This window comes from Asanoa sp. NPDC050611, from assembly GCF_040654855.1.
Lineage (GTDB): Bacteria > Actinomycetota > Actinomycetes > Mycobacteriales > Micromonosporaceae > Asanoa.
Genome location: NZ_JBFAIU010000003.1, coordinates 14,944 through 40,549 on the forward strand (window position 1 = coordinate 14,944; position 25,606 = coordinate 40,549).

Below are 25,606 nucleotides of genomic sequence, written 5' to 3' on the forward strand. Positions count from 1 at the left end.
GACCCCGGTGACGCGGGATCGCCCGCGTGGTAGGGCCTGCATGATCATCGACTGTGGCCGGACGGGCCGACAAGATCCACTGTGGCCGCTGCCGCCAACATAGCTGTCCGTGACGGATTGGCAACCCCGTCGACAGATGCCGGACAGTGACATTTTTTGATCAGTGTAAATGCCCCGGTTTCAATAGCTATCGTGATGCGTCTATGTGATTCGTCTCGATCCAGGCCTGTTCACGACCTTGGGCGGCTGGATAGCGTCGTGACAGCCATCGATGGCCGGGCATAGGGGCCCGGCCGCAAGGGGGAGGGCTCATGCGTCGAACCATCGCGCTCTTGGCCGGCACCGCCCTAGCAGCAGCGATGCTGCCGGGGATGGCCGCGGCCGACCTCAGTGACGGCTCGGGACCGAGCGCCGCGGACCGTGCCGCGCTGGCCGCGGGCGGGCAGATCGCCGCGAAGGCACCGGCCGGGAAGGCACCCACGGGCGTCAATCCGTATCTGTCGCTCGTACCCGATCCGACGACAATCGACTATGCCGCATGGCGGCAGACCGCGCAGAAGCAGAGCGCGGCCCGCGAGCAGAAGCGCGCGCTGCGCCAGGCCCTCGCCGCGTCACCGATCCTGGTCGACGAGGACGAGCTCGACGGCACGCAGGGCGGCAACGACTCGCCGGCGCTCGCCCAGCCCGTCCCGGGGTTCGGCACCAGGGCCAAGCAGAACCCGCGGGCCCGCATCCTCGGCTCACTCGACCCCGAGACGGTGACCCGGACCACCTTCACCCCCAAGGCCGAGGACGACGGTGCGATTCCCCTCGCCGCCGACACGGGCATCCAGAACCTGCGCAACGGGATCACCGTCAACAGCACGATCGGCGACGGCCCGCACGGCTCGGCCGCCGGCGACACCGGTGACTTCGACTTCTTCAAGCTCACGATCGGTGCGGCCGGCGTCGGCGAGACGATGACCGCTGACCTGGACACCCCGACCGGTTCGCTCGACCCGATGGTCGCGCTGTTCTCGGCCACCGGCGAGGAGCTCGCGTTCAACGACGACTCCGGCGGCCTGGACAGCCTCTTGCTCTACACGTTCACCGCGCCCGGCGACTACTACCTGATGGTCACCGGCTTCAACGCGTTCCCGGCGGACCCGTTCGACCCGGCCAGCGGTGACGGCGCGGCGAGCGAAGGGCCGTACACCCTGCTGCTCGACGTGGCCCGTGCGGACGTCGACTTCTACGCGGTGCAGCTGCGCAAGGGTGACGTGCTCGGCACGTCGGTGACCGGCGCGGCCGCGACCATCACGGTGTACGACCCGGCCGGTCGTGAGGTGCACGGGTCCAGCCAGGACCTGACCTTCATCTACCCGCCGAACAGCCCGCTGCCCGGCGGCGGCAACGCGGTCAGCGAGCACGTGGCGGACGACGACGGCCTGCACTACGTGGCGGTCAGCGAGGGTTCCGGCGACTACGACATCACCGTCGAGGCGTACCGGCCGAACCTCGAAGGCGACAAGATCACTCAGACGATCTTCATCGACTTCAACGGCCAGCGCGTGAACACGGCGATCTTCGGCGGTCCGGGCGTCGTGACGCTCAGCCCGTTGCGCTCCTTCCTGGGCCGCTGGGGCCTGACCACCGCGGACGAGAACGCGCTGATCGACAAGATCGTGGCCGAGGTGACCGAGAACGTGAAGCGGGACCTGGCCCAGAGCGGCTTGAACGACAAGTTCCGCCTGAAGATCCTCAACAGCCGCGACGACGCCGACCCGTTCGGCGAGGTCAACGTGAGCCGCCTGATCGTCGGCGGCACGATCGCGGAGTCGGGTGTCAACACGATCGGCATCGCGCAGTCGATCGACCCGGGCAACTTCGACACGCAGGAGACGGCGCTGATCCTGCTGGACGTGCTCAGCGGCCCGGCCAACGACGACGCGTCGCTGAACTTCTACATCACGCCGGCCAGCGACAAGATCGGCTTCATCTCGCAGGCGGTCGGGAACGTGGTCTCCCACGAGGCGGGCCACTTCTTCGGCAACTGGCACGTGGACCAGTTCAACGACACGCTGAACCTGATGGACCAGGGCGGCAACTTCCCGCTGCTCTACGGCGTGGGTCCGGACGGCGTCGGCGGCACCGCCGACGACCCGGACGTCGACTTCGGTGAGGACGAGTTCAACCCGAGCGAAGGCTTCACCGGCACCGAGGACACGAAGGGCCGCCTCGCGACGGTCCTGACCCGCTGATCCACCACCGGGTGGCGGGGGCGGTCGCCCCCGCCACCCGGGTTGGTCGCTATGCCGCTGTGGGTGACGGGGGTGCGCTCGAGCCCTGTGGCTGCGTGGCGCGCATCAGGTCCGCGATCGCGGCACGGTCGGCCGCGGACGGCAGGCCCCAGCCGGGACGGTAGCCGTACACCTGGTCAAGGCTCGTGGCGGCGGTCCGCCCGTCGAGGATCTCCACCGCGGCGGTGTCGATGAGCCCCGGGTGTTCGACCCCGCAGGCCTCCGCGACCTTGAGCAGGTCCCGCCGCAGGGTCTTCACGTAGTTGGCGGCGCGCACGGACTTCAGTGCGGGGTCGAGCCCGCGGGTCAGCCATCGGTTCTGGGTGGCCACGCCGGTCGGGCACGTGTCCGTGTGGCACTTCTGGGCCTGGATGCAGCCGATCGCCAGCATCGCCTCCCGGGCCACGTTGACCATGTCGCAACCGAGCGCGAACGCGACGATGGCGTTGTCCGGCAGCCCGAGCTTGCCGCCCCCGATGAAGACCACCTGCTCGTGCAGACCCCGCTCGGCGAACATCCGGTAGACCCGCGCGAAGCCGACCTGGAACGGCAGCGACACGGTGTCCGTGAAGATCAGCGGAGCCGCGCCGGTGCCGCCCTCGCCACCGTCGATGGTCACGAAGTCGACGCCGCGGCCGGTGCTCGCCATCAGGGTGGTCAGCTCGTCCCAGAAGTCGAGGTCTCCCACGGCCGACTTGATGCCGACCGGCAGCCCGGTCTCGGCGGCGAGCAGCTCCACCCAGTCGAGCAGGCTGTCGGTGTCCGTGAACTCCGCGTGCCGTGACGGGCTGACGCAGTCGACCCCCTCGGCGACGCCCCTGGTGGCGGCGATCTCCGCGGACACCTTGGCGCCCGGCAGCAGCCCACCGAGGCTCGGTTTCGCGCCCTGGCTGAGCTTGACCTCGAGGGCCCGCACCGGAGCGCCGGCCACCAGGTCTTTCAGCCGGCGCAGGTCGAACCGGCCCTGCTCGTCCCGGCAGCCGAAGTAGGCGGTGCCGATCTGGAAGACCAGATCACCGCCATTCCGGTGGTACGGCGACAGGCCGCCCTCACCGGTGTTTTGCAGGCAGCCGGCCAGTGCCGCACCGCGGTTGAGCGCCTCGACGGCGTTGCCGGACAGCGCGCCGAAACTCATCGCGGAGATGTTCACCACCGAACCCGGCCGGAACGCCCCGGCCCGGCCGCGCGCCGCACCGAGCACCTTGGCGCAGGGCAGATGCGCCTCGTAACCGGAGGCCGGCGACGACCTGGGCACCGCGCGGCCGAACGTGCGGTGCTTGATGATCGGATACCCCGCCGTGTACTCGACGTCGTTGTCGGTGCCGAAGCCGAAGTAGTTGTTCTGCTTCTTCGCGGAGGCGTAGACCCACCGCCGCTGGTCGCGGGTGAACGGTCGCTCCTCGTTGTTGCCGGCGACCACGTACTGCCGCAGCTCGGGCCCGATCGCTTCGATCAGGTAGCGGCCGTGACCGATCAGCGGGAAGTTCCGCAGCAGCGCATGGTCGCGCTGCAACAGGTCCCGCACGCCGACAGCCGCCACGGCGGACAACGCGGCCGCCGCGGCTGCCCGGATGCCAAGCTTCATGGCTTGGTTCTTTGCCGCTGGGCGGTTCGGCCAAACTGCTCAGGCGGGTGCTGGGCGGGTGCGGCGGTTGGTGGTCCAGCGATGGCGGCTGACCAGCACGATCACGATCAGGATGATGGAGAACAGCGGCAACGGGTGGCCGAGCACGAGCGCGACGCTCAGTTCGGCGATGCCGCCCAGGACGGTGGCGGCGAAGATCCAGCCGGGTGCGGTGCCGCGTACGCCCGGGCGGACCCGACCCCAGGGCTTGCGGATGGACACCCACGCCTGGAACGCGATCGCGCTGGCCATGAGGCCCGTGCCGATGACGAGACTCACGCTCGGGCCGCCGGTCAGGGACTTCGTCAGGGCGGGGGAGAGCACGAAGATGCCCGCGTACACCTGGACCATGCTGATCGTGAATTTGGCCAGCACCCACCAGTGCAGGAAGAAGCCCCACGGGGTGGCGGCCGCCAGCACGACGCCGGTGCACGCCGAGACGCCGGCCATCGGGGCGAGCAGGCGCCCGTCGATCTTGTGGGCCATGGCGGTGGCCGCGTCCCGCACGACCGTGTCGTCGGCGGCCAGACCCACGGCGAGCAGCACGCACAGCGCCATGGCCTGGGCCATCCAGCCGACCGACGTCACGATGTGCAGCCACACGGTGAGCTGACGCCAGCGTTTGACCATTGTCCGATCGTCACAGTCCACCGTGCACGCGGACAATTGGCGGAAACCCGGAAATCAACCCAGGGTTCACCCGGACACGGCTACGGGTTGCCGGCCAGTCGTGGGTCCAGGGCCACCGCGGTCAGCTGGGCGAGGGTGATGGGTGCCTCCTCGCCGCTGGCGTTCACCGTCACGAGACGGAAACCCCCGTCCGGGCGCTTGACGACGACGTCGTACCGGATCGCGAACCGCTCGCTCGAGATCGGTGCGGAGGGCGTCGCGGCCGGCTTACCGGGCACGTGCTTCTGCGGCGGCCGTGGTCCCGGATTGCGGGAAGGCGGGTTCCGGTTGGTCCACGTCTGGACCTGCTCGCCGGCTGGTCCCGTGCTGTCGACGCAGCCGCTCCTCGTGATCATCTCCGCGGTGCAGGGTTCGAGGTCCCAGTCCCGCTCCAGCTGCACCATGAGGGTCGCGTACCGTTCGCCGGTCCGGATCGGGCCCTGCAGGAAGTACGGCTCCCCTGAGCCACCGGACACCCAGGACGACGGGTAACCGATCACCGGCATGTCCGCGCTGACCCACTCGACGTCCGGCGCCGCGCGCTCCACCGCCGCGAAGACGGCTTCGTCAGTCGGGGTGAAGGCCGCCCCTGGTGCGGGGACCGGTGCGTTCGCTCCCTGCGGGGTTGGGCTCGGGTTCGGCGACGCCGGCGAGGGTGCGTCCGCCCCGGATCCGGCGACGATCGCGAGCGGGACGGTGAGCCCGAGCACCGCGGCGCCTACGAGGGCCGCCAGCCCACCGCGGCGCCGGCGACGTTGCCGGCGGATGACCTGGTCCACGTCCACGGAGCTGGGCGGAATCTCGCCGACCGCATCCCGGAAGGCCTGCTGAAGGTTCATGCTTCCCCCGGTCGGTCCGACGTCGCGAGCAGACGCAGGCTTTCCAGGCCCCGCGCTGCCTGGCTCTTCACCGTGCCCGTGCTGATGCCGAGCGCCCGTGCCGTTTCCTCGACCGAGAAGTCGCACCAGAACCGCAGGACGACCACCGCCCGCCGGCGTGCGGGGAGCTGCGACAGCAGGACGATCAGCTCTTCCCGGTCGCCCACGGCCGCCTCGGTGGACGACGTCTGGGCCAGGTCGGGCACACCGTCGGTGCTCTGCTCGCGTCGCCACGGGCGGCGACGCTCGTCGAGCCACGCGTTGGTCAACATTCCCCGGACGTACGCGTCGAGGTTCTCCATGGCCTTGACCCGGCGCCAGTGTCGGTAGAGCTTCCCGATCGTGATCGACACGAGGTCGTCGGCGGTGTGCCAGTTCCGGCAGAGGAGGTACGCCGTCACCCGCAGGGTCTCCATGCGGGCCGTGACGAACTGTCGGTACTCCTCCTCGTCGGCGCCGTTCACCGGCCCACGCCCGCAGTCGCTGTCATATCTGGTGAACGGAACGGCCGCCCGGCAAGGTTGCCCGCATGGCGGAACCAATCGGCAGGGCCAGGTGCCTTAGTTAGGTATGGGCTTGCTTCGCCGGGCGGAACCCGCCGGCTATGAGGAATTCGTCGCCAGCCGGTACCGGGAGATCGTGCGGCTCGGTGCGCTGCTGACGGGTGACTCCCGGCTCGGTGAGGACCTCGCTCAGGAGGGGCTGATCGCGGCCTACCGGTCCTGGCAGCGGTTGGGCGGTCCCGACGGGCGACCGGAGGCGTACGTCCGCCGCGTGATGGTCCGAGCCGCGATGCGGGCCAGGCGGCGGCGGTGGCGCGGTGAGGTGCCGACCGAGGAGTTGCCGGAGGCGTCGCATTCCGGGTTCGCGGACCAGGCGGATCTCAGCGTGCAGGTGCTCGCCAGCCTGCGCCGGCTGCCCGCCGACCAGCGGGTCGTCCTCGTGTTGCGGTTCTGGGCCGACAACTCCGAGGCCGAGGTGGCACAGACCCTTGGCGTCGCCGTCGGCACCGTCAAGAGCCGCACGTCCCGTGCCCTCGCGGCATTGCGCACCAGTGGCTTGCTCGTCGAATCGTCGAAGGAGATCCGGTGACTCCCAACCAGGCCAGAGACCTGCTCGACCGTGCCGCCGCGGCCGTGACGCCGGCCGAGACCGACCCCACCACCCGACTGACCGCCCTCGGGAAGCGCAGCGTGCGGCATCGCCGCGCCTGGGGAACGGCCGGCGTCGCTGCCGCGGTCGCGGCCGTCGTTGTCGCCCTGCCGATCGCGACGGCGCCACGGGGTGAACCAGCCGCGTCGCCCGAGACCACGGTGAGCCTCGGCGGGCTGTCGGTCGTCGTGCCGAACGGCTGGCGGACGGTCGAGGTCGAGACCTTCGACCCGTGCGCGGCCGCCCCGCACACGGTCTATCTCGCCGCACGGTGGAGTGCCGGTGGGCCGGGGACCAGACCGGTCAACTGCCCGTCCAAGGACCAGGCGTGGCTGGCTGTCGTGCGTGAGGGTGTCGTCGGATCCGTCAACCCCAGCCAGGTGGTGTTCAAGGACGCGCAGGAGGTCATGGCCGAGCAGCCTTACCAGCACTACCTGCCGGCCTTGTGGACCTACCGCGCCCTCAACGACGAGATCCGGGCGACCACGGCCTTCATCTCCGGCGACCAGGATCTGCTCGCGCGGGTCACCTGGCCGGCGGGTCCGCCCGCCCCGCCCGACGGCGGCCTGGCATTGCCCGACCGCATCAGCAGCGCCACCACCGACAGCGGGCCGCCCACCAACGGCATGGTCGTCGCGACCGACACCGCGACGCTGACCGAGATCCGGAGCAGCCTCGCCGCGCTGCGGGACCCCGTGCCCGCCGGTGAGGAGTGCACGCTACGCAAGCCCGGCTCGGTCGGCATCAGCCTCGGCGAGACGACCGTGGTGCTGGGTGACGCGAGCTGTCCCCAGGCGATCTCGACCGGCGGCGGTCGCGTTCGTGCCCCGGCCGACCTGGGCCAGCACCTGCTCGATCTCATCGTGGCCAGCGACCGCGCCGCGAGCGGGAACTGACCTCAGACCATCCCGGCACGCACGGCGTACAGGGCCGCCTGGGTGCGGTCCTGCACGCCGAGCTTGCCGAAGATCGCGCTGACGTGTGACTTGACCGTCTTCTCGGCCAGGCCCAGCGCCCGGGCGATCTCGCGGTTCGACCGCCCCCGGCCGATCTCCGCCAGCACCTGCCGCTCGCGGGGCGTCAGCCGCGCCGGATCCGCCGTCTCGCCCTCGCTGAGCACCCGGGCCACCTCCGGGTGCAGCAGCGTGTGTCCCAGGTGGACGGACCGGATCGCCGCCGCCAGCGCCGGCGGGTCGACGTCCTTGTAGACGTAGCCCGCCGCACCGGCGCGGACCGCCGGCAGCACCGCGGCCGGCTCGGTGAAGCTGGTGATCACCAGAACCCGGCAGGGCAGCCCGCGGGCGGTCATCTCCCGCAATGCCGCCACCCCGTCGACACCCGGCATCCGCAGGTCGAGCAGCACCACGTCCGGCAACAGCTCCGCGGCCCGGGCCACCGCCTCCGCGCCGTCCGCGGCTTCCCCGACCACCTCGAGGTCGTCCTGGACCTCCAGGAACGAGCGCAACCCCTGGCGCACCATCGCGTGGTCGTCGACCACCAGCACCCGGATCCGGTCAGTCAACGGGCACCTCCACACGGACCGTCGTGCCCTTGCCCGGTCCCGTCGACACCACCAGCCGGCCGCCGGCGGACGCGGCCCGCTCGCGCATCGAGGTCAGGCCCAGCGAGGCCTGGTCAGTCGGTCGCAGGCCCGTGCCGTCGTCGCAGACCTCGATCACCAGAGCGCCGTCGACGAACAACCGGACCTCGACGGTACGCGCGTCCGCGTGCCGCAACGCGTTGTGCAACGCCTCCTGGGCCACCCGGTACGCGGCGTCCTCCCGGTGCGGCGCCACCCGCGGCACCGGCTCCCTGACCCGCAGGCTCACCCGCGCCGCGTGCACCCGGTCCAGCAGCCGCACCTGCTTGCGCAGTGCCGCGTCGAGGCCTTCGGAGACGAGGTCCGCGGGGCGCATGCCGACGACGATCGCGCGCAGCTCGTCCGACGCCTCGCCCGCCAGCCCGCGAACCACCCCCAGTTGCGCCGCCGCCCGGTCCGGGTCGCGGGCCACCAGCGCCGCCGCCGCGTCGGCCGTCAAGCGCAGTGAGAACAGCTTCTGCGCCACCGAGTCGTGCAGCTCCCGGGCGATCCGGTCTCGCTCCTCCAGCACCGACAGCTCCCGGCTCCGCTCGTACAACCGGGCATTGATCAGAGCGATCGCCGCGTGACCGGCCAGAATCCGGAGCAGGTCCTCGTCGTCGCGGTCGAACTCGCCGCCGCGCTTGTTGGCCAGGTAGAGCGCGCCCAGGATCTCGTCACCGTGGGTGATCGGCATGCCGAGGAAGTCCCGCAGCTCCGGGTGGTGTTTCGGCCAGTACTCGAAGCGCGGGTGCGACCGGATGTCGGCCAGGCGCAGCGGGGCCGGGTCGCGGAGCATCACCGCCAACAGGCCGTGCTGGCGCGGCAGCGGGCCGATCGCCCGCCACTGGGCGTCGCTGACGCCGTCGACCACGAACTCGGCGAACGCCCCGGAGTCCGCGTCCGGGACGCCGAGGGCCGCGTACCGGGCGTTCAGCAGCCGGCGGGCCGACGACACGATCGTCTGCAGCACCTCGCGTACCGACCGGCGCGCGGTCACGGCGAGTACGGCCGCGCTCAGCGCCCGCAGTTCTTCGCGCGCGTCCACCTACGCACCGTAGCGCGGGCAGGGGTGCGGATGACCGGTCCTAGGACCAAGGTCCGGGGCCGGGCTTGTCCCTGGTCCGATGGTTTCGACGCGCATCGTTCCTAGCGTCGGAGGCATGACAACAGCGATCATCACCGGCGCGTCCCGGGGTCTGGGGCGCGCGCTGACCGGCGGGCTCGCCCGCGCCGGCTGGAACGTCATCGTCGACGGGCGCGACGGGGCCGCGCTGGCCGCCGTCGGGTTCGGGCCGGGCGTCGTCCCGGTCTCCGGCGACGTCACCGATCCCGCGCACCGGGCCGCCCTGATCGACGTCGCGGACCGGTACGGCGGCGCCGACCTCCTGGTCAACAACGCCGGCATCCTGGGGCCGTCGCCGCAGCCCCGGCTGGCCGACTACCCGGCCGAGGCGTTGCGCGAGGTGTACGAGGTCAACGTGCACGCGCCGCTCGCCCTCACCCAGCTCGCCCTGCCCGGGTTGCGCAAGCGCGGCGGCGCGGTGCTCAACCTGACCTCGGACGCGGCGATCGAGGCGTACGCCGGCTGGGGTGGCTACGGGTCCGCGAAGGCGGCGCTCGAACAGCTCAGCCGGATCCTCGCCGCGGAGGAACCGGACGTCCGCGTGTGGTGGGCGGATCCGGGCGACCTGCGTACGCGCATGCATCAGGAAGCGTTCCCCGGCGAGGACATCAGCGACCGCCCGGAGCCGGAGTCGGTCGTGCCCTCGTTCCTGCGCCTGCTGGCGGCGCGTCCGGAATCGGGCCGGGTCCGGGTGGCGCAGTGGTGAACGCGACCGCGGATCCGCTCGATTTCGTGCTCCCGGACGAGCTGTCGGCGCACGAGCCGCCGGAAGCCCGGGGTGTGCCGCGCGACGGGGTGCGCCTGCTGGTCTCCACCCCCACCGCGCAGAAGCACCAGCTCTTCCACGAGCTGCCGTGCGTGCTCCGGGCCGGGGACGTGCTGGTGGTCAACACGTCGGCGACGATGCCGGCGGCGGTGCCCACGCTTGACGGACATGTCGTGCACTTCTCGACGGCCAACGCCGACGGTTCCTGGCTGGCCGAGCCGCGGGCGGTGGCCGGCTCCGGGAAACCGACGACGGGTCCCTTGACCTCGGCGGCGAAGGGGCAGCGGTTCACGCTCCGCGGCGGTGCCACGGTCACGCTGCTCTCGCCGTACTCCCGAGGTCGGCTCTGGAATGCCGCCGTCTCCGTCGACGACGTCCAGGCCTACCTGGAGAAGAACGGAGAACCGATCCGCTACGGGTACGTGCCGCGACCCTGGCCGCTGGCGTCCTACCAGACGGTGTTCGCGACCCATCCCGGCAGCGCGGAGATGCCGAGCGCCGGGCGGCCGTTCACCGACCGCGTGGTCACCAGGTTGGTCGCCGCGGGCGTGCTCGTGGTGCCGATCGTGCTGCACACGGGCGTGGCGTCGGCGGAGGCGCACGAACGGCCGTACCCGGAATGGTTCTCGGTCCCGTCCGCGACCGCCCGGGTCCTGGCCGACGCCGGCCGCGTGATCGCGGTCGGTACGACGGTGGTGCGAGCCCTGGAGACCACCGGCGGCGCGGCCGGGTCGGGGTGGACGGACCTGGTGGTGACGCCGGAGCGGGGCGTGCGGGTCGTGGACGGCTTGCTGACGGGGTTCCACGAACCGCGCGCCTCGCACCTCGACCTGCTGGCCGCGGTGGCCGGTCGGGACCTGGTCGGGCGCGCGTACCGGGAGGCGCTGTCGTCCGGTTACCGCTGGCACGAGTTCGGTGACGTCAACCTGCTGCTGTCGGAGCGCGCTGGTTGAGCGGTATAGTCCCGCCGATCGAGCGCGTGCAGTGGAGGATGGCATGTCTCAGGGTCAGCAGTACCTCACGCCGACGTTCGACACGTCGATGCGCGGCTACGAGAAGAAGCAGGTCGACCGGCACCTGGCGGACACCGCCGACCGGCTCGCCCAGCTCGCCGCCGAGCGTGAACAGGCGCACAACCACATCCGTGGCCTGAGCGCCAACCTCGAGCAGATGCACGCCGAGCTGACCGAGCTGCGGGACCGGGAGCCGCGCCTCGACCGGGCGTCGTTCCGCCACCTGGGCTCGATGGTCGACGAGATCCTGGCCCTGTCGGAGAAGCAGGGCCAGGCCATCGTCGACGCCGCCGGCGAGCACGCCGCGGAGATCAAGAACGCCGCGGAGAAGGTGCTGGAGGCCGCGCACCAGGAGGCGGAGCGGCTGCGCGCCGAGGGCCAGGCCGCGCGGGAGGCAACCGAGCAGGAGGCGAAGCGCCTGCACGAGGCCAGCATCGCGGCGATCGAGCGGGCGGAGGGTGAGGCGCGGGCCCGCATCGAGTCCGCACACGAGCAGACGCAGCAGGAGCTGGCCCAGTGGCGCTCCGACGTCGAGCGCGAGGTCAACGACCACCGCGCGGCGGCCCAGGAGGCTGACGAACTGCGGCAGGCCGAGTCGGACCAGCAGATGCAGTCGCACCAGCAGCAGCTGAGCATGATCCAGAAGGAGATCGAGGCGCGCCAGCAGGCGCTGTCCCAGCTTCGCAACGCGCAGGAACAGGCACAGCAGCAGCTGGGCCAGCTCCGCCATGACGGCGCGGCGGTCGAGCAGGACCTGGCGCAGGTGACGCACCGGCTGGGTGTCACCCGGCAGGAGCTGAACACCGAGCTGTCGCGCCTGGAACACGCCCGCCAGACGGCGGAATCGGTCGAGCAGCAGACCCTCGAGGCGCGGGTCCGCATGCAGCGGGAGGCCAAGCGCATGGCCGACCGGGCAGCGGCCGCGGTCATGGCCGCGGCGGCGATCAGCGAGCAGACGGGCGAGTTCAAGATGGTCGCGGTACGGCCGGACGTCGTCGCCGCCCTGCCTCCGGCGGAGGAGCCTGTCGAGGGGGAGCTCGTCGAGCCGCAGCCGGCGCCCGGGTCGTTGTTCGAGCCGGTAGCGCCGCCCCGCGAGCCGGCGGCGGAGGAGCCCCGCGCGATCGCGATGCCGGGCCCGGTCGAACAGTGAACGGACGCCGTCGAGCGCTGTTAGCGTCTGACGGTGGCGATCTCCGAGAGCCGTTACCAGGCTCACCGACTGCGCATTCCGGTTGAAGGCCCGTTCGCGGACTTACGCCGCCGCTACGAGACGGCGGTCCCCGCGGTTGACTACGCGACGGTCAACGCGCTGATCGGCAGCAAGGCGGACTGGTCGGAGGTCGCGGCCCAGGTCGACGCCGCGGCGCCGCTGGGCTTCCTGCGCTACTGGTCGAGCGACGACGGCCCGCTGATGCGCCTGGCTCACGACCCGGGCGAGTGCGTGGTCTACCTGATGGGCAACCACGTGCTCGCGGAACGGATGTACCGCCACGACCAGGCGGTGATGATGTACGCGCCACTGCGCCCGATGATCGCCAGCCGAGACGGCGAGACACACTTCATCATCGAACAACCGAGCGCGACGTTCGCCTCGTTCGGCGCGGTCGGCCACGACGACATCGCCGAGGTGGGCCTGGAACTCGACCACAAACTGGCCGCGCTGCTGGACCACCTTGACCTACCCGTGCCGCCGGTGCTGCGCAGCTGAGCGAACAGGATCGCGCGAACCGCGAAGTCGGTGGCAGCGCCGCGGCGCCATCGGGAATTGTCGGCGTTCGTCGGCAGGTAGCCGCTAGTGTGCCCGCCGTGGATGCGTACGAGCGCTTTGTGTCTTCCGGGCCGCTGAAGATCTGGACCGAGCGCGTCGGGGATCCCGGGCTTCCCGCTGTTCTGATGGTCATGGGTTCGGCCGCGCAAGGGATCAGTTGCCCCGATGCCCTGGTCGACCGGCTCGTCGAGCGAGGAGTCCAGGTGATCCGGTTCGATCATCGCGACACCGGCCGGTCCAGCACCGTCGACTTCGATGCGCACCCGTACACGATCGGCGACATGGCTCGCGACTGTCTCGCCGTGCTGGACGGTTATGGACTGGCCTCCGCCCATGTGGCCGGAACCTCCCTGGGCGGCATGATCGCGCAGTGGCTGGCGGTACACGCCCCGGACCGCGTCCGGTCCTTGACCGTGATGTCCAGCTCGCTGATGGGTCATGATCCGAGTTCGGTGTGGGCACGGGCGCGGGCCGGGGAGCCCGCCGACCCTGATGATCTGCCGCCGCCGACCCCGGCGTATCTCGCGCATCTGGATGCCGGGCTGCCGCCGGGTGTGGAGTCTGACGTGTCGTTGTTCCGGGTGTTCACCGGGCCGGTTCGGCCGTTCGACGAGGAGGCCGCCCGGGCGATGCTGGAGCTGGCGTTGTCGCGGGCTACCGACCCGGCGGCCGCGGCGAACCATTTCCGGGCCGTGTGGATGGACGACCCTGGCCTGCTCGCCCCACTGTCGTCGATCACCGCGCCGACCTCGATCGTGCACGGCGACCAGGACCCGGTCTATCCGCTCGGGCACGGCGAGGCCCTGGCCGCTGCGATTCCGGGAGCGGTGTTGCACGTCGTGCCCGGCATGGGGCACGTCATGACGTCACCCGGCCTGCCCGAGGAGGTCGCCGACCTGATCCGGCTGTGACCCGCCGGCGCGCGCGTGCGAGGGTTTCGAGAGTCCGCACTCCGGTCCCTGCTCACCGCGCTCAGCCCGTGGGCATGACTCCGCGCAGCCGGGCGAGAGCGCGCACTATCCGCTCCCCCTCGATGGCCAGGCCGGGGTCGACCAACGCCTGAAAGAGCAGGCCGTCGAAGAGGGCCAGCGCCAGCCCGCCCGCGTCCTCTCCAGCCGCGTCCGCCCCCAGTTCGAGCACTCTGGCAACGTCATCGCGGGTGCGGCGGAAGCCCTCCGCCAGCAGCGCCCGCACGCGCTCGTCGTGCTGCGCCTTTGCCATTGCGCCCAGGAAGGTGCGGGCCAGGCCTTCGTGATCCCGCCGGGTCTGCTCCACCACGGAGATCGCGGCCTGGAAGCGTTCCTGCGGTGTGCCACCCGGAGCCGCCGCGTCGACGAGCCGTCCGATCTCCGCCAGCCACCGGTCGAGCCCGACGATGACTGCCTCGGTGACGAGCTCGTCCTTCGACCCGAAGTGGTAGGTGATCGAGGCGAGGTTGGCGCCCGACTCGTCCGCGATCACCCGGGCGGTGACTCGCTCCGGTGGGAGGCGTTCCAGGCACCGGAGCGTCCCGTCGACCAGCTGCGCGCGGTTGCTTCGTTGGGGGCTCACGGCTAAAATTGTACAAGCGTTTAGATTCGTGACCCAGGGGGGATTGCGTATGTCCATCGCTCTCGCCGCGGTCTCGCTGCCTCTGGGCGCTCTGCTGGTTTTCGCCGCCTTCCGCAAGCTGAGCCATCGCCCAGAGGTCGTCGCGACGTACACCCGCGTGGGCGTTCCCGAGGAGAAGCTCAACCTGCTCGCGGCGCTGCTGCTGGCCGGCGCGGCCGGCTTGGTCGTCGGCCTGTTCGTCACGCCGGTGGGCATCGCTGCCGCGGCTGCGCTCGTCGCCTACTTCGCGTTGGCCATCGGTGCCCACCTGCGTGCCGGCGACGGCGGCAACGCGTTCGTGCCGGCCATATACCTGCTGCTCGCGATCGCCACGCTCGTCCTCTACCTGGCGTAGCCGTGATCCGGGAAGATCTCTGATCCGAAATCTCGGCTTCTGGGCCACCGATTCTCAGTTTCGCGCCTCCGTCGAGAGCGACGTCAGGCTCGTAGATCAACGGCAAGCCGCCCCGAGACGCTGAACTGGGGGCGCGGGTCTCCGGGTGCGGCGCGGACGTTGAGCCAGCGAGGCACCGCGCGCGTCGCCGTGCGGGAGCCGTTGGCGATCAGGTCGCCCGCGCGGACGGCCTCGCGCCAGCTGATTTCGCCGCGCCATAAATGGGTCATGCAGCGCAGTGTCGTCTCGAGCGTCACCGCTACCGGGAGGCCCGGGTCGAAGTCGCAGACGTCCGCGTCATCGGCCGCGAGGACCAGCCACCACCGTTGGCTCTTCGGGTCCACGTCGCCCAGCTGTACGTGCACGACCGTGCGGCCCGGCGGGAGATCCTCGCGGGAGACCTGGCGGCGCATGTCCCAGAAGAGCAAATGTGGGTCCAGGTCCTCGTCGCCCAACTCCGGCAGCCAGCGCAGCGACCAGTCCCCAAGGCCGTCCACTATCTGTTGTAGATCCTTCCCCGCCGGCGTCAGGCGATAGATGACCTTGTTGCCGTCGGGGAAGCGTTCCACCACACCGACCCGCTCCAGGCGTTGCAATCTCTTGACCAGCAACGCCGGCGACATGCGGGGGACGCCGCGGCGGATGTCGTTGAAGTGGCGGCTGCCCATCAACAGCTCCCGGACGATCAGCAGGGTCCAACGCTCGTCCAGGACCTCCAGTGCCTTCGACACCGGGCAGAACTGATAGTAGGTGCCCATGCGCTCACGGTAGGAGCAGGGTTAGTACAGAACTAGAACTGGTTGGCTTCACTTCGTGAACTGACGGACTAACCCGGCCGGGACGCAGCATCAAACACATGACAGATATCAAGGAATCCGTCGGCGGCATGTTGGGGCTGCTCGCCGGCTATGTCGGCCACCGGACCGTGGCCACCGGTCTGCGCAGCGGGCTCGTCGAGGCGCTCGCCCAAGGAGGGCCCGCCACGCCCGACGAGCTCGCCAAGCGTGCCAAGCTCGATCCCTTCTACACCTTCGCCTGGTGCCGCGCCGCGTACGGTGCCGGCGTCTGTGATCGCGACGGCGACGTCTACCGGCTCGCCGAGAACCTCGACACCGTGCTCCTCGACGACACCTCCCCGGCGTACGTCGGTGGCGTTTTCAAGGTCCTCGAACAGCCCGAGATCTTCGACCGCTTCGAGGCCAGCCTGGCCAGCGGCGAGCGACTCTGGTGGGACGGCTGCTCGCCCGAGTTCATCGCGGCCGTCGGCGGCACCGGGCGGCCCTTCTACCGGCGGCTGGTCCCGGACGGGCTCGCCAAAGTCCCCGGGCTCAAGGACCGGCTCGACCACGGCGCGCGGGTCCTCGACACCGCCTGCGGCTCCGGGCACGGGCTCGTGATGCTTGCCAACGCCTACCCCAACTCCACCGTCCACGGCGTCGACGGCGACGCGCACTCGGTCGACGTCGCCTGTCGCACGCTCGCCCAGGAGAACCTCGAACACCGGATCAAGGTCTGGGACAGTCCACTGGAGAAGCTCACCGTCGACGAGCCGTACGACGTCGTCATCAACAACATCTCCATGCACGAGTGCCGTGACATCGACGCGGTCGCGCGTAACGTCAAGGCCGCCCTCAAGCCCGGTGGCGTGTTCGTGATCTCCGACTTCCCGTTCGCCGATGACGACGACGGCCTGCGGACCGCGCCCGGGCGGGTCATGTCCGGCATTCAGATCTTCGAGGCCCAGATCGACGACCAGCTCCTGCCCCGCCGCGTCTATGACGACCTGCTGGCGCGGCACGGGTTCACCGACCTCGGGTTCGCGTCGATCACGCCGATGCACGCGCTGACCTGGGGCTTCGCCTAGGGAGTAGACCGCAGGCCATCGGGCTGCGACGATATCAGCACTCTCAATGCAAAATCTTGGAGGTGCTGTGCGTCGTCTGCTTGCCCTCGCCACCGCCATCGCCGTCGCCACCGCTACCGCCGTCGCCGCGACACCAGCGGCGGCGGCGGCCGGAGGCGGCACCAGACCCGCCGAATACCGGCCCGTCATCTTCGTCCACGGCAGCGCCGGGTCCGCGTCCCAGTTCGACTCGCAGACCCGGCGGCTGACCAGCAACGGCTACCCGATCGAGCGCATCGAGGCACACGAGTACGACTCACCCAACATCGCGACCATCCTCCCCGCCGTGTTCGCCGGCCTGGACCAACGGATCGAGCGGCTGCGGGCGACCACCGGCCAGGACCAGGTCGACATCGTCGGGCACTCGCTCGGCACGTTCGTGATGCAGAGCTACCTGACGAGTTCGCCGGCCCGCGCGGCCCGGGTCGCGCACTACGTCAACCTCGACGGCCGCACCGCGACGGCCTTGCCCGGCGGGGTGCCCACGCTGGCGATCTGGGGTGAAGGCGACCAGACCCGCGCGATCACCGGCGCGACCAACGTCTACCTGCCCGACCAGTCGCACACCCAGACCGTGTCCTCGGCGGAGTCGTTCCGGGAGATGTTCCGGTTCTTCCGCGGACAGGACCCGCGCACCACCCGCATCCTGCCCGATCGCCAGGGCACAGCCCGGATCTCCGGCCGCGCGGTCCTCTTCCCCAGCAACGCCGGCGTCACCGACGCCACGCTCGAGGTCTACCGCGTCAGCCCGCTGACCGGCCGCCGGCTGACCGGAAGGCCCGTGCACACCCAGGCCCTGACCGGCGACGGTGCGTTCGGCCCGATCAAACTCGGCAGCCAGCAGCGGTACGAGTTCGCGGTCGTCCGACCCGGCGCCGCCACGCACCACTTCTACTTCCAGCCGTTCCTCCGCGACGACGCCTTCGTCCGGCTGCTCACGAGCCGCCCCGGCGAAGGGCTCGGCGCCCTCGTGGAGACGAGCGACCGGCACACCGCGCTGACCGTGCAGCGGCAGAAGGAATGGTGGGGTGGCGAAGGTGACCACCTCTGGGTCAACGGCACCGACATCCTCAACGCCGCCAACGCGCCACGGGTCAAGCGGGTGATCGGTATCTTCGCGTTCGACGCGGGCAGCGACCGCCGCACCGACCTCACCGCGCCACTGCCGGCGTTCTTCGCGCAGACCTTCATCACCGGCATGGACGTCTTCATCCCGGCCGCGCCCGCCCACCTGGGCCTGGTCTCGATCGTCGTCGGCCAGCGCGGCGGCGGCTACGACCTCGCCAACGTGCCCAACTGGCCCTCGTCCGAACACCGCATCACGGTCAACATCGACGACTTCTAGCGTCCACGCGACGAGCTACTGGTCCAGCGCCGCGTACCCCGCGAGCAGGATGTCGATCGCCTCCGTGAAGCGGTGGTCGAAGTCGAGCCCTGCCCGGGTCGCGATGATCTCGGTCAGGTTCGGGAACTCCGCCGGGTCCAACTCGTCGGCCCGCTCGTCGAGGTTGGGTTCGGAACCCTCGTGCCCGGGGGTCTGGCCCGCCTCGGCGAGCGTGTGCCCGATCGTGAACGTGGCGATCACGTTGACGACATCCATGGCCCGCCCAAGGGGTACGCCCGCCGCGCGCATCGCAGCCAGCCACCGCTCCGACGTCCGCAGCGCCTCCGGCGAGTTGACCGGCCGGGTGCCGGCCAGCGGCAGCACGCCCGGGTGGGCCAGCAGCGCCGCCCGCAGCTTGTGCGCGAACTCGCGGATCCAGGGCACCCAGTCGCCGGAGACGGGGTCGGGCAACCCGCTGAAAGCGATCTCCATGACCCGGTCGACCAGGCCGTCGAGCAGCGCGTCCTTGTTGGGCACGTAGTTGTAGAGCGTCATCGCCTCGACCCCGAGGGCGGCGCCGAGCTTGCGCATCGACAGGGCCGGCAGGCCATGCCTGTCCAGATAGTCCAGTGCCGCGTCGAAGACCAGCTCCCGACTCAGCCCGGCCTTCGCGCCGACCCGGCGATCAGCCACGCGCAACACCCCTTGACGATTCTTACGGCGTAAGTCAGGCTAGCAGAAACTTACACCGTAAGAATGGAGCCAGCGACATGCTCGCCCTCGCGCTCGTCCTGATCCTCGCCGCGGTCGCCTACTTCCTGGTCATGACGCTGGTCGACGTGTTCCCGCTCAACAACGTCCGCGACGCCACGCGCGCCCAGCAGCGCACGGAGGTCGCGATCAACGCGCCGGTCATGGCCCTGCCGGCGCTGCTCCTCGGCCTGGGCGCGGCCCTGCACGTGCCGGCGCTGGGCTACGCGGCCGGCGGCCTGGCGCTGCTCAACGTCGTCGGCGGCCTGCTGCTCTGGTGGCTGCCCTACCTGGCCGGCGTCAGTGTGCCGTGGGCCACCGCCGGCACGGGTGTGACCTGGGCGGAGCTGCACTCCCGCACGTACGCGCGGACAGTGACCGTCCTCCCACGCATCGGTGACCGGCCGCGCCCCAACCTGGAGCACATGATCCTGCACGCGCTGATGCTGGCCGCCGCGATCGCCACGTTCGCGGCAGCGGCCGCAGCCGCCTAAGCCGGCGGTCGGGGCTGGGGGACCGTCGTGGGCACGGTGGACTCGCGCACGACCAGCCGGCACGGTTGCCGCACCACGCCGGAGGACGGTGTGCCGTCCAGGGCCGCGAACAGGTGGGTCACCGCGGTCGCGCCGAGCTGTTCGAGGTTCAGGTCCACCGTGGTCAGTGGTGGGCGGCAGTCCGTGGCGAAGTCCTCCCAGTTGTCGTAGCCCACGATCGCCACGTCGTCCGGGATGCGGCGGCCCAGGTCGAGCAGGGTCTGTGAGACGCCCGTCGCGATCTGGTCGTTGCCGCAGAAGATCGCGTCGATCTCGGGCTCGGCGCTCAGCAGCATCCGGGCGGCGTGGCGCCCCCAGCGCTGTGACCACTCCCCGAACAGCGGGTCGGTGCCGGCCAGCGACAGCCCGTGCTCGGCGAGCACCGCGCGCATGACGCTCGCCCGGTCGCGCGCCGCCCGGTAGCCGTGGGGCCCGGTCACGTGCGCGATCCGTCGGCGACCGAGCGCGACCAGGTGCTCCACCGCCAGCCGGGCACCGCCCTCGTCGTCGGCCAGCAGTGAGAAGTCGCCCGGGTCGGTGGACTCGCCGTACACGTAGACCACCGGCACCGGAATCTCGCGGGTCAGCGACGGGCGGAGGTCGTTGCTGTCGCCGAGCACGATGAAGCCGTCGACCCGGCGGGCCAGCAGGGTCCGGATGTAGTGCTGGCGGCGGATCGCGTCGCCGCGGGCGTCGCAGAGCAGCACGGACATCTGCTCGTTGCCGAGCGCGTTCTCGGCGCCGAGCAGGATCGGGATGGAGAACCGGCCGCCGAGCTCGTCGGTGAGCAGGCCGATGGTCCGGGTGCGGCCGACGATCAGGCCGCGGGCCAGCGCGTTGGGGTGGAACGACAACTCGCTCGCGGCCTGCAGCACGCGTTGCCGGGTCGCCGCGGCCACCTGGGCGCGGTCGTTGAGCGCCTTCGATGCCGTGGCGACCGAGACGCCCGCCCGCCGCGCGACGTCGGACAACGTCACCGCCTGCGTGCGCTGTCGACCCATGCAGAAAACCTTTCGCCGACGTTTTCTGGTGCTGCCGGCAACGTATCAGCCGGAAGCGGGTTTGCGAGCCAACCGATTTGGCATCTTGCCGAAAAGGTTTTCGGGGTCCAGAGTGAGCGCCATCACGAAACCTGGAGGTAACACGGTGGCAGCTTCCGACCCCACCGGCGGCCGGCCGGTGGACCCGTCCCGAGGTGCGCTGCGCCCGCTCGGCCTGGCCGAGGCGCGGATCACCGCGGGGTTCTGGGCCGACCGGCAGCGCGTCATCAGCGAGGGCAGCCTGGACCACGCCCGGGCCTGGATGGACAAGGTCGGGTGGACCGCCAACTTCACGATCGGCGCCGCCACCGGGCCGGCCGAGCACCGGGGCCGCGAGTTCGCCGACTCCGAGGTCTACAAGCTGATCGAGGCGATGTCGTGGGAGACCGGCCGGCGCGCCGACCCCGCGCGGAAGCGGGAGATCGACGAGCTGGTCGCGCTGGTCGGCGGCGCGCAGGAGGCCGACGGCTACCTCAACACCGCCTACGGCCGCGCGGGCCAGGCACCGCGCTGGAGCGACCTGCAGTGGGGCCACGAGCTCTACTGCGCCGGCCACCTCATGCAGGCCGCGGTCGCCGACACGCGCGTGCACGGTCCGGGCCCGCTGCTCGACATCGCCGTCAAAGCGGCCGACCACATCTGCGAGGTCTTCGGCCGGGACGGCAGCACCGGCATCTGCGGTCACCCGGAGATCGAGCCGGCGCTGGTCGAGCTCTACCGCGTCACCGGCGAACGCCGCTATCTCGACCAGGCCGCCCTGTTCGTCGAGCGGCGCGGGCACCAGAGCCTGCCGCCGCACCAGTTCGGCTGGTCCTACTTCAGCGACGACACCCCGGTGCGCGCGGCGACCGTCCTGCGTGGACACGCGGTGCGCGCGCTCTACCTCGCCTGCGGCGTGGTCGACGTGGCGGTCGAGACCGGCGACGACGAGCTGCTCGCCGCGGTCGCCGCCCAGTTCGACCGCACCTGGGCCCGGCGCACCTACCTGACCGGCGGGATGGGCTCCCGGCACATGGACGAGGCGTTCAGCGACGACTTCGTGCTGCCGTCCGACCGCGCCTACTCCGAGAGCTGCGCCAGCGTCGCCGCCGTCATGCTCGCCTGGCGCCTGCTGCTGGCCACCGGCGAGGCCCGCTACGCCGACGTGATCGAGCGCCTCCTCTACAACGTGGTCGCCACGGCGATCGAGGACGACGGGCGGGCCTTCTTCTACGCACACAGCCTGCACCAGCGCACGCCGACCCGGGCGCTGCCGGACGACGAGGAGCAACTCGGCTTCGGCGGCGGCCCGCGGGCACCCTGGTTCGAGGTCTCCTGCTGCCTGCCCAACGTGTCGCGCCTGCTGGCCAGTCTCAGCAGCTACCTCGCCGCCGGCGACGACGAGGGGCTACGGATCATGCAGTACGCGGACGCGTCGGTCGACACCCGTCTCGCCGACGGCCGCCGCGTGGCGCTGGAAACCAGCACCGCCTACCCCGCCGACGGCGACGTCACCATCCGGATCACCGCGACCGACGGCGGCGAATGGCCGCTGAGGCTGCGCGTGCCCGCCTGGGCGCACGGCGCGACCATCACGGTCGACGGGGTCACCAAGGAGGCCGCGGCTGGCGACGTCGTGACCGTCCGGCGCGCGTTCGCGGCCGGCGACGAGGTCCGGCTGCACCTGCCGATGGCGCCCCGGATCACCACGCCCGATCCGCGCATCGACGCCGTGCGCGGCTGCGTCGCGGTCGAGCGCGGCCCGGTCGTCTACTGCGCCGAGTCGCCGGTGGCCGACCCGCTCGGCGACCTCGACCTGCTTCGGGTCGACCCGGGGCGGGCGCCCGAAGACGCCGGCGACGGCGTCGAGGTGTGGGGCGGGCTCGCCACCGCGGCCGACGCCGCATGGCCCTACGCCGGACCGGCGGGCGACAACCCGCCGCTCGGGCTGATCCGACTGTTGCCGTACCACCGCTGGGCGCGCCGTGGTCCCGCGACCATGCGGGTCTGGCTGCCCACTGTCCAATCCCCTCGCGCAAGGAGTTCGGATGGCTAGATACCGAGCACGACGCGTCGTCGCCGGCATGGCGGCGGCCCTACTGATCACCGCGGTCGCGGCCTGCGGCAACGACGACGCGGCCGGCGGCGGTGGCACCGAGGCCGCATCGGCCGACGACGGCGCCACGTTGACGCTCTGGACCCGGGCCGCGACCGAGTCGGTCTCCAAGGCGTACGCGGAGAAGTACAACGCGACCCACAAGAACCAGGTCAAGGTGACCGCGTACCCCAACGAGGAGTACCCGGCCAAGCTCGCCTCGGCGGCCGGCGCCAAGTCGCTGCCGGACCTGTTCGCCTCGGACGTGGTGTTCGCGCCGCAGTACGCCTCGCAGGGCCTGTGGGTCGACGTGACCGACCGGTTCGGCGCCCTGGACGTCAAGGACAAGGTCGCTCCGGCACACGTGAAGGCCGGCACCTGGGAGGGCAAGGTCTACGCCGTCCCGCACACCATCGACATGTCCGTGATGCTCTACAACAAGGACCTCTACACGAAGGCCGGCCTCGACCCGGAGAAGCCGCCGACGACGCTGAAGGAGTTCGCCGAGCACGCCCGCAAGATTGACAAGCTGGGTGGCGACGTCAACGGCACCTACTTCGGCGGCAACTGCGGCGGCTGCGTCGAGTTCACCTTCTGGCCGTCGGTCTGGGCCGCGGGTGGCGGGGTCCTCGACGCCGAGGGCAACAACGCGAAGATCGACTCCAAGGAGATGGCCGAAGTCTTCGCCCTCTACCGCTCGCTCTACGACGAGGGCGTGGCCGCGCCGGCGTCGAAGGACGAGGCGGGCCCGACCTGGCTCGGCGCCCTGCAGAACGGCAAGGTCGGCATCGCGCCCGGCCCGTCGGTCTGGCTCGGCCTGATCGAGGAGAAGGGCGTGAAGATGGGCGTGGCACCGATTCCCGGTCCAGACGGGGGCGAGTCCACCTTCGTGGGCGGCGACGCGATCGGCATCGGCGCCACGAGCACCAAGGCCGGGCAGGCCTGGGACTTCCTGGCCTGGACGATGTCCGACGAGGCGCAGATCGAGGTCATCGCGAAGAACAAGGGCGTGCCCACCCGCACCGACCTGGCGTCCAACAAGTACTCGTCGACGGACCCGCGGGTCGTGCTGATCAACTCGCTGATGGAGAAGGGCCAGACGCCGTACGCCCGCAACTTCAACGCGTCCTTCAACGACCCGCAGAGCCCGTGGCTGCAGACCGTCCGCGGTGCCCTCTTCGGCGATGCCGCGAGCTCACTGAGCACCGGCAACGCCGACATCACGAAGTCCTTGCAGCAGAGCTAACCCTCCGGGGGCCCTGGTAGGCCGTGCCAGGGCCCCCACCTACCACACAAAAGGACGACGATGACGACCGTGATCTCCCCACACCGGGAACAGCCGGCCGCGCAGGCCAGCCGGCGAACGGTCCGCCGGCCGCGCCGCCGCCAGACGCGGCGCGCCTGGCTCGGCATCGCCTACGCCAGCCCGACGGCGGTCATGGTCGCCCTGTTCTTCCTGGTCCCACTCGTGCTCGTCGGCTGGATGTCGCTGCACAAGTGGCCGCTGCTCGCACCGCCGACCTTCAACGCGCCCGAGAACTTCGCGGACATCGGCGACAACGAGCTCGTCCGGTCCGCGACCTGGTTCACCGTGAAATACACGGTCATCATCACCGTGCTGCTGTTCGCCGTCGCGCTGGGCCTGGCCCTGCTCGTCCAGCACCGCCGGCGCGGCGTCGGTTTCTTCCGCACCGCGTTCTTCCTGCCCATGGCGGTTGGCTTCGCCAACGCTTCCCTGCTCTTCCTCGGCCTGCTCAGCGACGAGATCGGGCCGATCAGCGACCTGCTGCGCGCGGTGGGCCTGGTCGACGGCTACGTCTCCTGGACCAGCGGCAGCGCCCACTCGGCGCTCGGCTCCGCGATCGTGCTGGTGCTCTGGCGGTTCGCCGGCTTCAACATGCTGATCCTGCTGACCGGCCTGCAGGCGATCCCGCCGGAGATCTACGAGGCGGCCCGGGTCGACGGCGCCAGCCGGTGGCAGACCTTCCGGCGCATCACGCTCCCCTTGTTGCGGCCGACGATCGCGCTCGTCCTCACGCTGATGGTGACCGGGTCGCTGCTGGCCTTCGACCAGTTCTGGATCCTGACCCGCGGCGGGCCCGACAACAGCACCACCTCGCTGGTCATGGTGATCTACCGCGAGGCGTTCATCCGCCTCGACCTCGGGTCGGCGGCCGGCATCTCCGTGGTGCTGCTCGTGGTCCTGATCGTCTTCAACGTCATCCAGCTCGGCGTCCTGCGCCGCCGGTCGAACTGAGGGTGCAGCGATGAACCGTTCCCGGTTGGGCTGGTCGGTCACCAGCGGCGCCCTGGCCATCCTGTTCCTGTTCCCGTTGCTGTGGAGCGGCTGGGCCTCGTTCCGCACCGGCTCCGGCTTCGGGCTCGAGAACTACGACCGGCTGTTCACGTCTGACAACGGCATCCGACCGATGCACGTGGTCAACAGCATCGTGGTCAGCGCCCTCACGGTGGGCGGGACCCTGTTCGTCGCGACGCTCGGCGGCTACGCCTTCGGGCGGTTCCGGTTCCCCGGCCGGGACGTGCTCTTCCTGATCACCCTGGCGATCCTGATGGTCCCGTACGCGACGATCCTGATCGCCCTCTACGTGCTGCTGGGCTGGCTCGGCCTCGAGGACACCCTGATCGGGCTGAGCCTCGTGCTGATCATGTTCCAGCTGCCGTTCTCGATCTTCATGATGCGCAACTCGTTCGAGGCGGTGCCGCGCGAGCTCGAGGAGTCGGCCCAGATGGACGGCTGTGCCAGCGTCGGCACGCTCGTCCGGATCATGCTGCCGGCAGTGCGGCCGGGGCTGATCACGGTCGGCCTGTTCGCGTTCCTCACCTCGTGGAGCGAGTTCTTCGCCCCGCTCATCCTGCTCAACTCGACGGACAAGTTCACCACCACCCTCGCGGTGGTCAACATGCGCACGGCGAGCCACGGCTCGATCGACTACGCGGCGCTCGAGGCCGGCGTGGTCTTCATGGCCGTGCCCTGCCTGATCCTCTTCGCGTTCATGCAGCGCAGCTACGTCCGGGGCTTCACCTCGGGCGCCATCAAGGGGTAACAACCCGGATTCGCCGCGGCTCCACGGGCGGACTCCGGTCCAAGAAATTGATCTTCATCAATGTACGGAGAGGAGTCCT

General features: G+C 70.7%; 26 protein-coding genes. 16 read left to right on the forward strand and 10 right to left on the reverse strand.

All coding sequences use genetic code 11. The annotated features are described in order from the left end of the window. Positions 1-311: 311 nt before the first annotated feature. Positions 312-2,240 (forward strand): DVUA0089 family protein, encoded by a 1,929-nt coding sequence (locus AB0H87_RS00900; protein ID WP_360137418.1) that lies wholly within the window; start codon positions 312-314, stop codon positions 2,238-2,240. Between the two features lie 49 nt (positions 2,241-2,289). On the opposite strand, the gene AB0H87_RS00905 is transcribed toward AB0H87_RS00900, so the two are convergent. From AB0H87_RS00905 to AB0H87_RS00920, 4 genes are all read right to left on the reverse strand, one after another. Beyond that, entirely contained in the window at positions 2,290-3,864 is a 1,575-nt protein-coding gene (locus tag AB0H87_RS00905) for an FMN-binding glutamate synthase family protein (RefSeq protein WP_360137421.1), read from the reverse strand. 39 nt (positions 3,865-3,903) lie between these two features. Next, a complete protein-coding gene (locus tag AB0H87_RS00910) occupies positions 3,904-4,533 on the reverse strand; it encodes a hypothetical protein (RefSeq protein WP_360137424.1) in 630 nt (209 codons plus the stop codon). Positions 4,534-4,613: 80 nt separating this feature from the next. Continuing rightward, positions 4,614-5,411, reverse strand: a complete 798-nt coding sequence (locus tag AB0H87_RS00915) for a hypothetical protein (RefSeq protein WP_360137427.1) — start codon at positions 5,409-5,411, stop codon at positions 4,614-4,616. Next, positions 5,408-5,914, reverse strand: coding sequence for a SigE family RNA polymerase sigma factor (locus AB0H87_RS00920; protein WP_360137430.1), 507 nt, complete (start codon positions 5,912-5,914; stop codon positions 5,408-5,410). The genes AB0H87_RS00915 and AB0H87_RS00920 overlap by 4 nt, the downstream gene beginning before the upstream one ends. 106 nt (positions 5,915-6,020) lie before the next feature. Here AB0H87_RS00920 and AB0H87_RS00925 point away from each other — a divergent pair, with 106 nt between their 5' ends. Both AB0H87_RS00925 and AB0H87_RS00930 read left to right on the forward strand, forming a co-directional pair. Then, positions 6,021-6,542 carry a SigE family RNA polymerase sigma factor gene (locus AB0H87_RS00925; protein ID WP_360137433.1) on the forward strand — a complete coding sequence of 174 codons (522 nt, stop codon included), beginning with the start codon at positions 6,021-6,023 and terminating at the stop codon, positions 6,540-6,542. Beyond that, entirely contained in the window at positions 6,539-7,498 is a 960-nt protein-coding gene (locus AB0H87_RS00930) for a hypothetical protein (protein ID WP_360137436.1), read from the forward strand. The genes AB0H87_RS00925 and AB0H87_RS00930 overlap by 4 nt, the downstream gene beginning before the upstream one ends. A 2-nt stretch (positions 7,499-7,500) precedes the next feature. On the opposite strand, the gene AB0H87_RS00935 is transcribed toward AB0H87_RS00930, so the two are convergent. Both AB0H87_RS00935 and AB0H87_RS00940 read right to left on the reverse strand, forming a co-directional pair. Beyond that, positions 7,501-8,124, reverse strand: coding sequence for a response regulator transcription factor (locus tag AB0H87_RS00935; RefSeq protein WP_360137439.1), 624 nt, complete (start codon positions 8,122-8,124; stop codon positions 7,501-7,503). Continuing rightward, on the reverse strand, positions 8,117-9,229 hold the full coding sequence (locus AB0H87_RS00940) for a GAF domain-containing sensor histidine kinase (protein ID WP_360137442.1): 1,113 nt from the start codon (positions 9,227-9,229) through the stop codon (positions 8,117-8,119). The genes AB0H87_RS00935 and AB0H87_RS00940 overlap by 8 nt, the downstream gene beginning before the upstream one ends. A 115-nt stretch (positions 9,230-9,344) precedes the next feature. On the opposite strand from AB0H87_RS00940, the gene AB0H87_RS00945 reads away from it, so the two are divergent. The 5 genes from AB0H87_RS00945 to AB0H87_RS00965 all read left to right on the forward strand — a co-directional run bounded on the left by AB0H87_RS00945 (position 9,345) and on the right by AB0H87_RS00965 (position 13,765). After that, positions 9,345-10,013 (forward strand): SDR family oxidoreductase, encoded by a 669-nt coding sequence (locus AB0H87_RS00945; RefSeq protein WP_360137445.1) that lies wholly within the window; start codon positions 9,345-9,347, stop codon positions 10,011-10,013. After that, a complete protein-coding gene (locus AB0H87_RS00950; protein ID WP_360137448.1) occupies positions 10,010-11,026 on the forward strand; it encodes an S-adenosylmethionine:tRNA ribosyltransferase-isomerase in 1,017 nt (338 codons plus the stop codon). The genes AB0H87_RS00945 and AB0H87_RS00950 overlap by 4 nt, the downstream gene beginning before the upstream one ends. Before the next feature lie 43 nt (positions 11,027-11,069). Further along, positions 11,070-12,236, forward strand: coding sequence for a DivIVA domain-containing protein (locus tag AB0H87_RS00955; RefSeq protein ID WP_360137451.1), 1,167 nt, complete (start codon positions 11,070-11,072; stop codon positions 12,234-12,236). 33 nt (positions 12,237-12,269) lie between these two features. Further along, a complete protein-coding gene (locus AB0H87_RS00960; protein WP_360137454.1) occupies positions 12,270-12,794 on the forward strand; it encodes a hypothetical protein in 525 nt (174 codons plus the stop codon). Between the two features lie 98 nt (positions 12,795-12,892). Beyond that, entirely contained in the window at positions 12,893-13,765 is an 873-nt protein-coding gene (locus AB0H87_RS00965) for an alpha/beta fold hydrolase (RefSeq protein WP_360137457.1), read from the forward strand. A gap of 61 nt (positions 13,766-13,826) precedes the next feature. On the opposite strand, the gene AB0H87_RS00970 is transcribed toward AB0H87_RS00965, so the two are convergent. After that, positions 13,827-14,405, reverse strand: a complete 579-nt coding sequence (locus AB0H87_RS00970) for a TetR/AcrR family transcriptional regulator (RefSeq protein ID WP_360137460.1) — start codon at positions 14,403-14,405, stop codon at positions 13,827-13,829. A 49-nt stretch (positions 14,406-14,454) separates the two neighbouring features. On the opposite strand from AB0H87_RS00970, the gene AB0H87_RS00975 reads away from it, so the two are divergent. Continuing rightward, a complete protein-coding gene (locus tag AB0H87_RS00975) occupies positions 14,455-14,799 on the forward strand; it encodes a DoxX family protein (protein WP_360137463.1) in 345 nt (114 codons plus the stop codon). An 83-nt stretch (positions 14,800-14,882) separates the two neighbouring features. On the opposite strand, the gene AB0H87_RS00980 is transcribed toward AB0H87_RS00975, so the two are convergent. Next, complete coding sequence (locus AB0H87_RS00980; protein ID WP_360137466.1) at positions 14,883-15,596, reverse strand: helix-turn-helix domain-containing protein; 714 nt, start codon at positions 15,594-15,596, stop codon at positions 14,883-14,885. A 98-nt stretch (positions 15,597-15,694) separates the two neighbouring features. Between AB0H87_RS00980 and AB0H87_RS00985 the strand changes: the two genes are divergently transcribed. Together AB0H87_RS00985 and AB0H87_RS00990 are read left to right on the forward strand one after the other, a co-directional pair. After that, complete coding sequence (locus tag AB0H87_RS00985; RefSeq protein ID WP_360137469.1) at positions 15,695-16,702, forward strand: class I SAM-dependent methyltransferase; 1,008 nt, start codon at positions 15,695-15,697, stop codon at positions 16,700-16,702. A gap of 67 nt (positions 16,703-16,769) precedes the next feature. Further along, positions 16,770-18,086, forward strand: coding sequence for an alpha/beta hydrolase (locus AB0H87_RS00990; protein ID WP_360137472.1), 1,317 nt, complete (start codon positions 16,770-16,772; stop codon positions 18,084-18,086). Between the two features lie 15 nt (positions 18,087-18,101). Here the strand turns inward: AB0H87_RS00990 and AB0H87_RS00995 are convergent, their stop codons facing one another. Further along, positions 18,102-18,758 (reverse strand): TetR/AcrR family transcriptional regulator C-terminal domain-containing protein, encoded by a 657-nt coding sequence (locus AB0H87_RS00995; protein ID WP_360137475.1) that lies wholly within the window; start codon positions 18,756-18,758, stop codon positions 18,102-18,104. Between the two features lie 77 nt (positions 18,759-18,835). On the opposite strand from AB0H87_RS00995, the gene AB0H87_RS01000 reads away from it, so the two are divergent. Next, entirely contained in the window at positions 18,836-19,309 is a 474-nt protein-coding gene (locus AB0H87_RS01000; protein ID WP_360137478.1) for a hypothetical protein, read from the forward strand. Here AB0H87_RS01000 and AB0H87_RS01005 read toward each other — a convergent pair. Continuing rightward, positions 19,306-20,349 carry a LacI family DNA-binding transcriptional regulator gene (locus AB0H87_RS01005; RefSeq protein ID WP_360137481.1) on the reverse strand — a complete coding sequence of 348 codons (1,044 nt, stop codon included), beginning with the start codon at positions 20,347-20,349 and terminating at the stop codon, positions 19,306-19,308. The two genes, AB0H87_RS01000 and AB0H87_RS01005, sit on opposite strands and share 4 nt — an antisense overlap. A gap of 145 nt (positions 20,350-20,494) precedes the next feature. Between AB0H87_RS01005 and AB0H87_RS01010 the strand changes: the two genes are divergently transcribed. Genes AB0H87_RS01010 through AB0H87_RS01025 form a run of 4 tightly spaced genes read left to right on the forward strand, consistent with a single transcriptional unit; the run spans position 20,495 to position 25,527 of the window. Then, on the forward strand, positions 20,495-22,423 hold the full coding sequence (locus AB0H87_RS01010; protein WP_360137484.1) for a beta-L-arabinofuranosidase domain-containing protein: 1,929 nt from the start codon (positions 20,495-20,497) through the stop codon (positions 22,421-22,423). Continuing rightward, positions 22,416-23,708, forward strand: a complete 1,293-nt coding sequence (locus AB0H87_RS01015) for a sugar ABC transporter substrate-binding protein (protein ID WP_360137487.1) — start codon at positions 22,416-22,418, stop codon at positions 23,706-23,708. The genes AB0H87_RS01010 and AB0H87_RS01015 overlap by 8 nt, the downstream gene beginning before the upstream one ends. 60 nt (positions 23,709-23,768) lie before the next feature. Beyond that, positions 23,769-24,719: a sugar ABC transporter permease gene (locus tag AB0H87_RS01020; RefSeq protein WP_360137490.1), complete on the forward strand. Its 951-nt coding sequence runs from the start codon at positions 23,769-23,771 to the stop codon at positions 24,717-24,719. A gap of 10 nt (positions 24,720-24,729) precedes the next feature. After that, positions 24,730-25,527, forward strand: a complete 798-nt coding sequence (locus AB0H87_RS01025; RefSeq protein ID WP_360137493.1) for a carbohydrate ABC transporter permease — start codon at positions 24,730-24,732, stop codon at positions 25,525-25,527. Positions 25,528-25,606: the final 79 nt, after the last annotated feature.